Source organism: uncultured Kordia sp., assembly GCF_947496985.1.
Taxonomy (GTDB): Bacteria; Bacteroidota; Bacteroidia; order Flavobacteriales; family Flavobacteriaceae; genus Kordia.
On the sequence record NZ_CANMEZ010000002.1, the window covers coordinates 1 to 14,389 of the forward strand.

A 14,389-nucleotide genomic window follows, 5' to 3' on the forward strand; every position below is an offset into this window, starting at 1 on the left:
ACCGTAACACTCATGCCGCTTTCACTTGCTGCTGGTGTGTAGATCAGTTCCCCTGTGTTTTCATCAAAGTTAATGATGCCTACCCCTGTTCCTGTGCCGGCATCACTAATGTAGATATCACTCCCAGGAGTCCCTGTATTGTCTGCCACAAAATCATCGTTGGTTATGATATCAATCGTCTCTGAAATTCCTACCATTGCCGTAGCATTGTCTTCTTCTGCTACTGGAGTTAATGGATTTGAATCACTCGTATCTGGGTTTCCGTCATTGTCATCATCTAAATCACATGCGTTAGCCGTTCCGTCCATATCTGGATCTGGACCTACTTCTGCATAGTCTGCTGTACCATTGCTATCTGTATCAACACCTGTCATTGGGTAGCTTGCCGCTGTTACCGTACCATTAGCATTGACTGCTGCTGGATCGCTTCCATATTCGCCGCCATCGCCGCCATCAGCTGTGTCATCTCCATAGTATTCATTGGCATCACTACAACCATCATCATCACTATCACTGTCTAAGAAATCTGGCGTCCCTAGTGTAGATCCGCTATCCGTTGGTGTTAATCCTATTCCTGCAGAATCTGGAATTCCATTATCATCATTATCGATTCCATCTGCAATACCATCATTATCTGCATCAGTTCCTCCAGCTTCAGCTGTATCATAAATTCCATCATTATCTGAATCTAAATCAAGATTATTTGGAATTCCATCACCATCAAAATCATCAATACATAAACGACCTGCTAACACAAAGTTATCCCATGTTGCATTTCCAGCGTTACTAACTGGATTTCCGTAGAAATATATTCGTATTTTCCATGCACTTCCTGCATCTATAAATACATCTGTAGGAGAAGTTGTAAAATAGTTTTCTCCTGCATGACCTGGATTGATATCTTGTGGGTTGTCTGTATCTTGATATACTAATGTAGATGTTGCAAAATTATCATTAGACATCTCAATAGTTATATCATATCCATTGTAGATTGTTCCTCCGCCACTAAATACACTTGGTGGTGTATCGAATGCAAATAAACGACCTACTCTCCATGGTTGACTTCCTGCTACAAAAGAATATTCTAAGTAATCACCATTTGCTTGTGCGCTTGCTAAATCTGGTTGATCTACATCACTTATTGTTAAGTTTCCAAACCCAACATCTGCTGTTGAAACTGGTGCTATTGTTAATCCTGCTCCAGCAGTTTCTGGTCCTGCTGAACTTATGTATGTGCTGTTTAGTCCAACTGGGACGAAGAAGTCTGACAGGTTATTTCGTTGGTGTTCCCAAACAGCTATATTGTTTGCAGCACCTGCTAATGGTTCGGTTACTGCACATGTATTTTCTATTGCATCAGGAATTCCGTCATTATCATCATCTAAGTCACAGAAATCTGGAACTCCATCTGCATCAATATCTGCAGTATCATCCCCATTTGGACAAATATCAACACTGTCTAGTACGCCATCACCATCTTGATCTCCTTCTGCTACTGTTATTCTTACTATTGCAGTATCGCACACATCATCTGTAATTATGCCTGGACTATCTCCGTTAACATCATTACATACTCGATATTCAATTGTTACTGTGCTTCCGCCTTCTCCAAATGTTGGTGTATAGGTTAACTCACCTGTTGCTGGATCATATACGATAGAACCGGTAGCTGTTGTGTTTGCTCCAGCTACTGTTTCTATTGTTGTTATACTCGTAGGATCATTGTTATCTGGATCAGAGTTACCATCTGTATTGTCTGTAAAATCATCATTTGACAATATTTGAATGATTTCAGATACGCCTGCTGTAGCATTTGCAGCATCGTCTTCGGCTACTGGTGTTTGTGGATTTGTATCTGTACTATCTGGATTTCCATCATTATCATCATCTAAATCACAAATATTCGCTATAGTATCTGTGTCTGGATCTGGACCAGATTCTAAGTAGTCCGCTGTTCCATTGGTATCTGTATCTCCTGCTGTTGCTGGATAACTCGCTGCTATGACTGTACCATTAGTATTGACTGCTGCTGGTTCGCCAGTACCATATTGATTTTGTCCTCCATCACTACCGTCAGCACTGCTATCATTGTAATATTCGTTTGCATCACTACAACCGTCGCCATCACTGTCTGTATTCAAGTGATTGGAGGTTCCTGATGTTGTTTCTACAACTGATAATCCTGTTCCAGCACTGCTTGGAATTCCTGTTACTGTATCTGGTAATCCATCTGCGATTCCATCATTATTTACATCTGTACCATTGGCTTCAACAACATCGTAGATTCCGTCATTATCGGAATCAATATCAAGTGCATTTGGCACGTTATCCATATCAAAATCTGCATCGACACAAGAAGTAGTATCACTAATGAGTACCATTCCTCTTGATTGTCCTGTTGCTGTTGCACTTCCTGTGCTTCCATATACATATGTTCCTCCGTTGAAAATAGGATATGTTAATCTTATAGCAAAATCTGTTGCAGAAGTACCTCCAAAAGGTGGTGCATTATTTACTTCATCTGTCCAATCGATTGTATTACCTGCAATATCTTTACGAAGTCTATATAGTTGGTATGGACTACTCAGTGTTCCTCCATTATCAAAACCTCCTGCTTCTAAACTTGTTCCAACTATGCTAGTAGAGACTCCTGTTGGTTTAAAACCGACTATTTCTCCTACATCTACTCCTCCAACACTATCAATATCTCCTAGTACTAAGGTAAAGTTATATAATGTAACCAATATTCCTGTTGGGGTTGCAACTGTTGCTGACCCTGACTCAACAATTTCTACTGTAAATTCAACCCAATTATCATCTATTGTAGCTCCATTTAATGTGAGTAGAGAACTTGCTGATATAATTACAGGTCCACTTGATGAACGGTTCACAATCGTTAATAAAATGTCATAGTTTCCTAATCCTGAAGTTAAAGCATTTGAAAATACATATTTATCGTTTACAGCAACATCTGCAATACTTCCAGACCCAGCAACTTGAGTTACTACACTCCCTGCTTGACTGAACGTATAAGTGTCACAAATTCTTTCATCAACATCTAAGATTCCATCATTGTCATCATCTAAATCACATCCGTCTGGGATTCCGTCGACGTCAGCATCTGCTGTATCATCGCCTCCTGGGCATACATCAACGCGGTCTTCTACACCATCTCCATCTGAATCATTAAAATCATCACAGGCATCAGCGATTCCATCATTATCTACATCTGGACCAATGGTTGTTACATCTAAAGTTGTTGCTTGTCCAGTTCCTGCCACCGTTGGTACACCTTCATCAACTCCTGCTGTTGTTCCTACTGTATCTCCTAGGCTATCATCTCCATCAAGATCAGCTGTGGTAAAACTTCCTGCGGCTTCGACTGCATCTGGACAGCCATCGCCATCACTATCTGTATTTTTATTATTATCACAGGCAGCTGAAACTGTTGTAAATGATAAAGCATCTATTCCATGCGGATCTCTCGCTGATGCTAAAATACTTCCGCTTTCTACTCTATGTATTATTTGGATAGAAGAAACTGGTTTTTCCGAGATAAAACTAATTGTATTTTCAATATTTTGACCAGCTAAAACTGTTCCTTGACTTGTTCCTGTATTATCAAATACTGTTAAGTTACCTGTAGCATCATCTCCAAAAAATAACCCATTTAATCTAGCAACCACAACTCCATCAATAACCATTTCATAGCTTACATTTGGAGTTCCTGTTGGAATTGTATCAAATATGTCTATTAAATCTAAACTAAAAGCAACAACTGCTTCTGTAAAATTAATAGTAATCGTATAGTTATCTCCTGCAACTCCTCCTTGATATGGATCAACAAATACACCTTCTCCTGTATCTCCTGAGAAAAAATTAGCCGCTGTAGTTGTTCTAAATTCATCATTATTAGTAGATGATGCATAGTTAATACTATATGTCATTGTACCATTACTGAATGATACAGTACTTACAGAAGCTGAACCATCTCCAGTTGCTCCAGTAACATTAAATTCATTGCCTCCATTTAAAACTTGTAATGGCATTCCTCTGTTAAATGCTGCTTGTTGAAAACCAGATTCTTGATACCCTAGACCATTCGTATTTCCTCCAATGACATACATACTATAATCACCTACTTGATAGTTAATAGCATCTAATTGAGGGCTTATTGCTCCTGATATTGCCATGCATTCATCTGTATCAAGAATACCATCATTATCATCATCTAAATCTACAATATCTGGAATTGTGTCACCATCTGTATCTCTTGCTAGGAATACTGCAGGTCCTGTAGGATCTTCAATTACTCCTGCAATTTCTGTGTTATCATCTCCTACGGCATCATCTGTGATTGTATATGTTACGGTTAATACATCTGTGCCATTTATATTTTCTATTTGTCTAGTTGTTTCAATGATGTTGCTTCTGTAATCAAGATCAGAGCCACCAGCTGTTGAAGGTCCAAATTTTCGGTAGGCATCAAAATCATTTAGTGAAGAAATCCCGTACCAATAGTATTTTACAGTTGCTGTTTGTCCATCACCTGCACAGGCTAATGAGAAGTCAATTAAACCATATGGATATTCGTATACAGCATCTTGACTTGCTAAGGAAGCTTCTGCCACTAATACCATGGATGTGATTTGATTACAATCTTCTCCAATATTTGGAGAGGTTACCTCAATAGTTACATAGTTTCCATTCGCATCTGGAATAGAAGCTACATCTGGTTGTTGACTGTCTGGTGTTCCATCATTGTTTCCATCTCCGCCATTTGGTGCGCCGTCTTCTATAGCTTCATCTACATTGTCCATGTCATTCATGACACCTGTAAAGTTAATTGTGACAGAACTTATAGAAGCTAAACAACTTGTTACCGTATAATCGAATATATATGTTCCTGTTGCAAGGCCAGAACTATCTAGTGTCCCTGCACTTTGATCGAAATTTGTACCTGGTGCATCCGAACCTCCATTTACACTCCATGTTCCTCCTGTATCTGGAGAGCCATTTAAATTTGTAAATAAATCTATTGTCCCTGAGGCTGTTGTCGCGTTTATTGTATTATCTGTTCCAGAGTCTGGTGCTGCTTGAACCGATATCGTTATTGAAGTTGTTTCACTACCTATACAAGGTGTCATAGCATTCACTGTATAATCAAAAATATACACACCTCCTGTTGTTGGATCGTAAGTTCCAGCTCCAGCGCTAAAATCTCCGCCTGGATTGTTAGGTGAACTTCCAGAAACAGTCCAATTTCCTCCAATATCTGCTCCTGTTAGTAATGTATTTAAATCAACTAATGCATCTCCTGCACAAGCATAGTTATCGGTTCCGCTTCCTGAAACTGGTTTATCTACCACCGTAACTTGAATCACATCTTCTCCTGCACACATAGTACCATTGTCTGCATTTAATCTAAACCAAGTTGTTTCGTTTACTGTTACTGAAGGTGTTAAGGTTGCTATTTCAAAAGGGGCACTCCAAGGACCTGTTGGGCCATCTGTACTGTAAGACCAAGCATATCCTCCTGAACCGTTTACACCTATATTGTCTTGAATATTTAATGCTTCACTAAGTGATACTGCTGTTGTAAATGGCACTTCATATATGGAAGCTGTTGCTGCATTACAAGAATCATCATTAATTTGAGCAGAAGGTGTTCCGTTCGGAATCGTTCCACTTGTAAATGTGGATGTATTGCCTCCATCTGCAAAACTTATAATTACAGAATCTATTTCTCCAAAATCCTGAAATTCACAGTCATATATTTGTACTTTCCAGCCACCTTGCCTTGCATTGTATCCATTTAGTGGCGTCATATCTATTAAGTTAATTCCTGCTGCTGGAGAAAATATCGTACATACTGTTGAATTGTTAGATGGGTCTGCATAATATGCATTATATGTTCCTGTTAATGCAGGACCAGCACCGCTACAAGCATTATTTCTTGCAAATTCACATATGTCAAAAACAGGTAGTGTTGGTGTAATGGTTTGATCGTTTGTAAAAGTCAAATTCACAGCATTATCTGCTGCATAACATGGGCTTCCAGTTTCATTGAGTCCTAATGGAATAGTTACTAAACCATCTGGTGACACTAGAAAGTAACCTACATCAGATATATATGTGTGCGTTACATTAAACGTAACTGATACAATTGTAGAGTTTGTTATGGTAAATGGTCTTTCTACTGGGTCATAGAAAGTAAAATCTGTATTGTTTGCTGCAACTCCATTTAACATTACTGTATCTCCTGAGCAAGCTAAAAAATCTGAGCCTGCTTGTGTTTGAATGGATGTATTCCAAACCCAAGCTCTTCCTTCTTCTATTGTTCCTCCGTCATTTCTAACCACTAAATAACCACCATCAGCTAATCCAGTTTGAATTCTGGTTGAGTTTAAGGCATAGTCTACATAAGAATTTGTGGTTGGGTTGAATACATACCAATCATACGTTGTAATTCCAGCTCCTGCTGGACACTCTAATTGTCCTACATTAACTCCTCCATCAAAAACAAATATTGGGTCATCTGAATTTGCTGAAAATATAGGGTTTGTATAGCTTGTTGTTAATGTTCCACAATTTGAAGAAGCTGTTGGAGCCGTTAAGGCAATTTCACTTCCTTCCAATTTTATAACTAATACTGTTGTAATTTCATCACTACATGGACCAGTTCCTGTTACTACATAGTTAAATGTTGAGGGGCCAAGCGGTAAACTTGACACTGTTAGCGTACTTCCTGATAAAGCTCCAGTTGTATCATTATCTATCCATGTTCCTCCTACATCTTCCGAACCATCCAACGCATTGAATAAATCTGCTGTAGTGTCTGTTGTAAACACATAAAATGGCCCAGAAGTTGCTCCGGAGTTAGGGGGATTTGTTAATGCTAACGTTGCTGTTACTGTTGCCGATGTATTTCCAAAGGGATCAGTCACTGTAATATCTACTGTTCTTGCTGTGGCAATTTCTGGAACTGCCGCACTATTGACATAGACTAAATCGTCTAGTGTATTTCGTAATGTATTTACATCTGCACTTACATTTGTTACTGTTAGTGTAGTAGTGCCATTCCCGGCTACTGATATCCCTGGAAAGATTCCTTTGATACTTAATGTTTCATCTCCTGCATCTTGGGGATTGGTTAATGCTATAGTCATGAAGTCAAGACCATGAGGTGCATTAAATATAGATGTTGCTAAAGTACTAGCTGTATCTAAGAATTCAGCACTTTTAGAACATCCAGGCACATTTATGTTTATTCCGCCAGCACCTGTGACATCTGTATCATCTAAACGCACATATGGAACTGGAGCCAAATCTAATGTGAATGGTTCGCCAGAAGCAACTTCTGCTCCATCTGTTACATAATATTCTACGGAAAGTGTTGTGACCGCTATATTACTTTCCACTGTCCAATAGGTTCCAGCTGCTGTAATTGCACTTGAAGAACCTATATGAATTTCTGAGGTATTGTTATTATTTATAAAATGCCCAGATTGACCACCAGTAAGACTTCCCGTAAAAAGTGCACCTGCATCTGAACTTGAGATTTTTATATTTTCAGTTCTAACTAACTCACTATGTTCTTGCGAGCTAAGAATGACATGTACAGGTTCACTAAACGTATAAGTATATGTGTTTCCTGAAATACCTGTACTTGCTCTAGTATTGTCAAAACTGTTTGTCAATACAACTGTGGGAGGAATTGCATTTTCCGCACCTCCAACCGTTGCCGAACCAGCTCTTGTGATATCAACTAAAACATATGTACTTCCGTCTCCTATTGCAGAAAAACTACTTGTTTGATAATTAGTTTCTGGGACAGTTCCTGACAAACCTCCCCAAGTTGTTACCACTTGTGCTTCAGATTCATTAGGGATTATGAATATGAACGCAGTTAGCATTAATGCAAACTGAAGTTTGTGTTTTTTAAGTGTAGTAATTCTCTTTTTTATCGAGTCATGGTGACTACTCATTTCCTCAAAAAACAGCCTAACTCTTGAATAAATAATTAAAAGATATCTTAACATAAGTGAAAAGTATATTAGCACACTTCTATTTTCATAGAAGTATATTTGGTTAGTTAGAATATTGGCTTTATATTTAAATACGAATTGAAGTTATTTACAACTTACCTACCATTTATAAGTAAATTCGCAATTTTCGTATTTTATGTATATTAGGAATTGAATCAGTTTTACTTACCTGACTTCTACTGAAATAAAGATGTAACATAATACGGTTGATTTTTAATTAAATTAACTGTTATCCTGCCCTGCTTTTGTTGTCTCGCCAAAGTCACACAATTGCGGGGTTTTTTATATTTATATATAAAGTTACTATGACTTATATACACAAGTCATGTAAACACATTATAGCTGTATGTTTGCCTATCTAGATAAGCAAATATATTTTTGATCTTTTATTAATAGTTGGTATGATAGTTTTTAAAGAAAAACTATTAGAGGTTTTATCAATACTAAGTTTTAGAGAGATGTAAAATTATACTCATGGGTCATTCGGGTTTTTATGGTTATTATCTAATTTTCAAAAAAAATATTATGGTTAAATTTCCTCTTCCCTACAAGAAAGAAATAACTGTCATAAAATTAAGATAAATAATAATACATAAAGACGGTTAAACCCTACTTTAAGTATGGTTTTTGTAATCTGCTCTGGTAAAGCTAAAACCTTTATATTATTTTTATCTTTATTGCCCCCAATTGTGTGAAGATATATTTTTGCACTTATAGAAACACAAATATCTATTTATTTTTCACATATTAAATATAGTTAATATTTTCTTAAAATCAAATTATTTAAATGAACAAGCACAAATCAGTATGCAGTTTATCGATTACATATTGTATTTATGACACTTTACAGATTGTAAATAAATGAAGAGTTACATGTAAACAGCTACCTAATGTTTATTTTTATAAAAGAATTATTAAACAGTTTTTAATACTTTCTTCCAGCAAAGCATTTTTCTTACAATGTTTTTTCATTTTTCTTCACATATAATATATGTAAATAATAAGTACTATATCTATACAAGAATATATTTACCCTTTAACACTACCATAAATGGCGGTAAAACTGTACTCAGCTTTTTTTTTAAATTTTTACCTTGTTCGATGTTATTAACTTAAAAACTTTAACCATGAAAAAAAAGAGAAACCAATTACAGTTAAACAAAAAACAAGTTAGTGTTTTAAATCAAAGAAAAATTTCTGGAGGAAGACCACAATTTTCAAATCAATGCCCGGTACAAACGATTAACATAACAAGATGTTATGGAGCTAATGTTTGTCAGAAATGGCCTGGTCAAGATTAATTGATTTCTTTCTAAAACATAAAAAAAGCCGTTTCTTTTTAGAAACGGCTTTTCGTTTAGGGAATTCTGTATTTACTTCGATGCTTCTACTAATACTTTCTTTACTTCTTTTGCTTTTGCAGAATCTGCATAATCAATAGCAGTTTGTCCATTATCGTCTCTTGGACTCAATTTTGCACCATTATCTAATAATAATGAAGCAATTTTTACTCTATTGTAGCGTGCTGCGTACATTAATGGTGTTTTTCCATTGGATCTTTTATTTACATTTTCTCCAAACTGGATCATTCTTTTTACAGTATCAAAATCACCTTTTGCGATTGCTACACAAAATGGATTTACTTTCACAATTTTAGTAACTGTTACTTCGTTGTTTACTGTTTCGTTGTTTGTTTCAGTTGCGTTTGCCGTAGTGAATGAAGCTCCTACTATAAGAGCGATCATAAAGATTGTTTTTTTCATAATGTTTGTTGTTTTTCTAATTGATGATTGTCGATTTTTGTAACTTGATTACAGTAAAGAGACGACAGTTGACATAAATTGTTGCAAACTATTTTCGATTATAACACATTCTTAACTTTTCGAACAGAAATCTGTTAAAGTCATCTTAAAAAACAGTAATTCGTTAAGATTTTGTAAGTAAATTTTTAAGAATTACTTAACATGCTTTTTTTGACGTTTTATAAGAAAAAACAACCTTTCATTATGAATTTGATAAACCTTCATCAAAAAGCATGGTTTTTTGAGTTTGCGTTGTTATTATGTAATCAAATACACTTATTTTAGTTTTTTAAATAAAGAACAATCTCGAATGAATAAGAAAGTTATTTTAATGATTTTGGATGGATGGGGAAAATCTCCCAATCCTGCCGTTTCTGCTATCGCAAATGCAAACGTTCCATTTATTAATAGTTTATATACTAAATACCCAAATGCTAATTTATTGACAGACGGAATGAATGTTGGTTTGCCTGAAGGACAAATGGGGAATAGTGAAGTTGGACATATGAACTTAGGCGCAGGACGCATTGTATATCAAGATTTAGCAAAAATCAACTTAGCCATTCAAAATGATACTTTAAAAGATGAAGTCATTTTAAAAAATGCGTTCGAACATGCAAAAGCAAATAACAAAGCTGTTCATTTTTTAGGTTTGGTTTCTAACGGAGGCGTACATTCTCACATTAATCATTTAGAAGGACTCGTAAATATTGCAGATTCTTATGGACTATCAGATGTTTTTATTCATGCGTTTACAGATGGAAGAGATGTTGATCCAAAATCTGGAAAAGGTTTTATTGCACAAACAGAAGCATTTTGTAAAAATACCAATGCAAAAATAGCTACTATTACTGGACGTTATTATGCAATGGACAGAGATAAACGTTGGGAACGTGTCCAACTTGCCTATGACGCTTTGGTACATGGAAAAGGAGTTCCAAGTTCAAACGCTACGGAAAGTATTCAAAAAAGTTATGATGCTGATGTTACAGATGAATTCATCAAACCAATTATCATGACAGATGCTAATCAAAAACCTATTGGAAACATTAAGGAAGATGATGTTGTAATCTTTTTCAATTTTAGAACCGATCGTGGGCGAGAATTAACAGAAGTATTGTCGCAGCAAAATTTTCCTGATTTTGGCATGAAAACACTTCCACTCTATTATGTTACATTAACAAACTATGATGCTTCCTATAAAAATGTACATGTTGTATTTAATAAAGAAAATATAAAAGATACTTTAGGTGAAGTATTAGCAAGTCATGGAAAGAAACAAATTCGTATTGCGGAAACAGAAAAATATCCACATGTTACGTTTTTCTTTAATGGTGGACAAGAAACTCCTTTTGATGGAGAAAAACGATTGTTATGTCCATCTCCAAAAGTAGCTACATACGATTTACAACCAGAAATGAGTGCGTACGATATCCGTGATGCAATTATTCCTGAATTAAAAACGGAAGAAGCAGACTTTGTATGTCTAAATTTTGCCAATCCGGATATGGTTGGACACACTGGAGATTTTCAAGCTGCTGTAAAAGCATGTGAAGTTGTAGACGAATGTAGCAAAGCTATTATTGAAGTTGCACAACAACATGGTTATAGTACTATTGTAATTGCTGATCATGGAAATTGTGATACAATGATCAACCCGGATGGAAGCCCAAATACAGCACATACTACAAATCCGGTTCCTATTATATTAGTAGACGAAGATATCAAAACGATAAAAAATGGTGTTTTAGGAGACATTGCACCAACAGTCTTAGCTATGATTGGAATACCTCAACCTGAATTAATGACACAAAAATCACTTATATAATGAAAAGACTACTATATATATGTATAACACTTGCTTTTTTTGCGTGTAAAGAAGAAAAGAAAACAGCGACTCCTGAATCTGTTCAAGAGGAAACAACTGCAACTACGGAAGAAACAACCTCTGAAGCCGAAGAGTCAGCAGAAAAGTTACCTATTTTAACAGGAGTTCAATCGCGTAAAGCAATTGCGTCTGCTCCATATGATAGTTGGTTTGGAACAACATACGCTGTATATGCTGCAGATAAAGAAACTTTAGACGCTGTAAAACCGTTAACAAATGGTGTAAAAGTGAAAATATTTATGGGAACTTGGTGTGAAGATAGTCAACGTGAAGTACCACATTTTTACAAAATTGTTGATGTTTTAAAATTAGACGACGCAAACATTGAATTGATTACTGTTGATGAAGAAAAAGAAACTCCAAAGCATTTAGAAGATGGTTTCAATATTACCAATGTTCCTACATTTATCTTTATGAAAGATGGAAAAGAAATGAATAGAATTGTTGAATTCCCAGTAACATCTTTAGAAAAAGATATGTTACAAATTTTATCTGGCGAAGCATACAAACATAGTTATGCTGAATAAGACACGAATTCTTTGTAACTTTGCTGTCCAAAATAGGTAGATGTATTAATTATGAAAGAGAGCTTATTAATAGCAGTCGATTTTGATGGAACTATTGTTGAAGACGCGTATCCTAAAATTGGTGCGCCTAAAATATTTGCGTTTGAAACCTTGAAACGATTAGAACAAGATGGACATCGCTTAATTTTATGGACATACCGATCTGGAAAAAAATTAACAGAAGCCGTAGATTTCTGTAAAGAAAACGGCATTGTTTTTTACGCTGTAAACAATAGTTATCCTGAAGAAGTATATGAAGGCGATGTAAGCAGGAAAATTAATGCTGACTATTTTATTGATGATAGAAATATTGGTGGTTTTATAGGCTGGGGCGAAATATATCAGTTACTAACCAAAGAAACGCCAAACGTACAATTAAAAAAGAAAAAAGGAATATTCTCCTTTCTGAAAAAATGATCATAGCGAAGACAAAAGAAGAAATTGAATTAATGCGCGAAAGTGCTTTAGTTGTTTCCAAAACATTAGGAATGTTAGCCAGTGAAGTAAAGCCTGGTGTTACCACATTATATTTAGATAAATTAGCAGAAGAATTTATTCGTGAACAAGGTGCCATTCCTGGGTTTTTAGGTTTATACGATTTTCCAAATACGTTGTGTATGAGTCCTAACGCACAAGTAGTGCACGGAATTCCAAACAATACGCCGTTAGTAGAAGGAGATATTATTTCCATAGATTGTGGTGCTATTAAGAATGATTTTTACGGAGATCATGCGTATACATTTCCTGTGGGAGAAGTGCCGATTGAAGTCATCAAACTGTTAACGGTAACGAAAGAATCTTTATACGCTGGAATTCGTGAATTGAAGGTTGGAAATCGTGTTGGCGATGTTGGTTATGCTATTCAACAATATACGGAAGCACATGGATATGGAGTTGTGCGTGAATTGGTTGGTCATGGATTGGGAAGAAAAATGCACGAAGATCCAGAAATGCCAAACTACGGACGTCGTGGACGTGGAAAGAAGTTCATTGAAGGAATGGTTGTTGCTATTGAACCTATGATCAATATGGGCACAAAAAACATCAAGCAATTACGTGATGGTTGGACCATTTTAACGCGTGATGGAAAACCAAGTGCGCACTTTGAACATGATGTTGCTATTGTAAACGGAAAACCAGAATTATTATCTACTTTCCAATATATTTATGATGCATTAGGTATTGAAAGTGACGAAGAAGCCGAATTTAGACAATAAACTACTTCGATTTTTTCGTGAAAAAGCTTTTTAAACTCATACTAAATACAATTCCAAGACCACTTTTAATTAAGATGAGTTATTGGGTACGTCCACTAATTGCTTTTGCATTAAAAGGAAAAAAATTCACAGATCCTATTGATGGAAAAAGTTTTCGAAAATTTCTATCATACGGATATGCAGTCAATCGTGAAAATGCATTATCACCAAGTACACTTTCTTTAGAACGTCATCGTTTGTTATGGTTGTATTTACAAAACGAAACAGATTTCTTTACAAAACCACAGAAAGTATTACACTTTGCTCCTGAACAAGCATTTTACAAGCGTTTTCGAAATCAAAAAAATCTAGATTATACTACAACAGATTTATTTTCGCCTTTGGCAGATGTAAAAGCTGATATTTGCAACTTACCATTTGAGGATAATTCGTTTGATACTATTTTATGTAATCATGTATTGGAACACATTCCTGATGATACAAAAGCGATGCAAGAATTGTATCGAGTTTTAAAACCTAATGGAATGGCAATTTTGCAAATTCCACAAGATTTAAGACGTGAAATCACTTTTGAAGACGATTCTATTACAGATCCAAAAGAACGTACAAAGATCTTTGGTCAATATGATCATGTACGTGTGTATGGACGTGATTATTTTGACAAATTACGAAGTATCGGATTTATTGTAAAAGAAGAAGATTATACAACAAAATTCTCCAAAACAGACATTAAAAAATATTGTTTAATGAAAGGCGAAGTTATTCCCGTTTGTTTTAAATAGATAGGTTTCACTAAGATAATTTTCAAGTTTAAACTTAAAAATGACATCTTTTCTTTTAATGATCGAAGTATTCAATACAAAGTATT

At 35.5% G+C, this 14,389-nt stretch carries 8 protein-coding genes; 6 read left to right on the plus strand and 2 right to left on the minus strand.

Annotated features, from left to right (window positions below; all coding sequences use genetic code 11):
- The coding region (locus Q0828_RS04970) for a choice-of-anchor U domain-containing protein (protein WP_298418229.1) at positions 1 to 7,916 on the minus strand (7,916 nt) is incomplete at its 3' end.
- Between the two features lie 1,259 nt (positions 7,917 to 9,175).
- Between Q0828_RS04970 and Q0828_RS04975 the strand changes: the two genes are divergently transcribed.
- Positions 9,176 to 9,349: a hypothetical protein gene (locus Q0828_RS04975; protein ID WP_298418231.1), complete on the plus strand. Its 174-nt coding sequence runs from the start codon at positions 9,176 to 9,178 to the stop codon at positions 9,347 to 9,349.
- A 72-nt stretch (positions 9,350 to 9,421) separates the two neighbouring features.
- Here Q0828_RS04975 and Q0828_RS04980 read toward each other — a convergent pair whose 3' ends face one another.
- Complete coding sequence (locus Q0828_RS04980) at positions 9,422 to 9,811, minus strand: ankyrin repeat domain-containing protein (RefSeq protein WP_298418233.1); 390 nt, start codon at positions 9,809 to 9,811, stop codon at positions 9,422 to 9,424.
- Positions 9,812 to 10,160: 349 nt separating this feature from the next.
- Between Q0828_RS04980 and gpmI the strand changes: the two genes are divergently transcribed.
- From gpmI to Q0828_RS05005, 5 genes are read left to right on the plus strand one after another with little or no spacing between them, the layout of a single operon-like run.
- Positions 10,161 to 11,678 carry a 2,3-bisphosphoglycerate-independent phosphoglycerate mutase gene (gene gpmI, locus Q0828_RS04985; RefSeq protein ID WP_298418235.1) on the plus strand — a complete coding sequence of 506 codons (1,518 nt, stop codon included), beginning with the start codon at positions 10,161 to 10,163 and terminating at the stop codon, positions 11,676 to 11,678.
- Positions 11,678 to 12,265, plus strand: coding sequence for a thioredoxin family protein (locus Q0828_RS04990; protein ID WP_298418237.1), 588 nt, complete (start codon positions 11,678 to 11,680; stop codon positions 12,263 to 12,265). The genes gpmI and Q0828_RS04990 overlap by 1 nt, the downstream gene beginning before the upstream one ends.
- Before the next feature lie 51 nt (positions 12,266 to 12,316).
- Entirely contained in the window at positions 12,317 to 12,721 is a 405-nt protein-coding gene (locus tag Q0828_RS04995) for a BT0820 family HAD-type phosphatase (protein ID WP_298418239.1), read from the plus strand.
- Positions 12,718 to 13,521, plus strand: a complete 804-nt coding sequence (map, locus tag Q0828_RS05000; protein WP_298418241.1) for a type I methionyl aminopeptidase — start codon at positions 12,718 to 12,720, stop codon at positions 13,519 to 13,521. The genes Q0828_RS04995 and map overlap by 4 nt, the downstream gene beginning before the upstream one ends.
- Before the next feature lie 17 nt (positions 13,522 to 13,538).
- Positions 13,539 to 14,303 (plus strand): class I SAM-dependent methyltransferase, encoded by a 765-nt coding sequence (locus Q0828_RS05005; protein ID WP_298418243.1) that lies wholly within the window; start codon positions 13,539 to 13,541, stop codon positions 14,301 to 14,303.
- The last annotated feature ends 86 nt before the right edge of the window (positions 14,304 to 14,389 follow it).

Coding starts and splice junctions, on each gene's coding strand:
- Q0828_RS04975 (WP_298418231.1), top strand. CDS start 9,176: ATGAAAAAAAAGAGAAACCAATTACAGTTAAACAAAAAACAAGTTAGT.
- Q0828_RS04980 (WP_298418233.1), bottom strand. CDS start 9,811: ATGAAAAAAACAATCTTTATGATCGCTCTTATAGTAGGAGCTTCATTC.
- gpmI (WP_298418235.1), top strand. CDS start 10,161: ATGAATAAGAAAGTTATTTTAATGATTTTGGATGGATGGGGAAAATCT.
- Q0828_RS04990 (WP_298418237.1), top strand. CDS start 11,678: ATGAAAAGACTACTATATATATGTATAACACTTGCTTTTTTTGCGTGT.
- Q0828_RS04995 (WP_298418239.1), top strand. CDS start 12,317: ATGAAAGAGAGCTTATTAATAGCAGTCGATTTTGATGGAACTATTGTT.
- map (WP_298418241.1), top strand. CDS start 12,718: ATGATCATAGCGAAGACAAAAGAAGAAATTGAATTAATGCGCGAAAGT.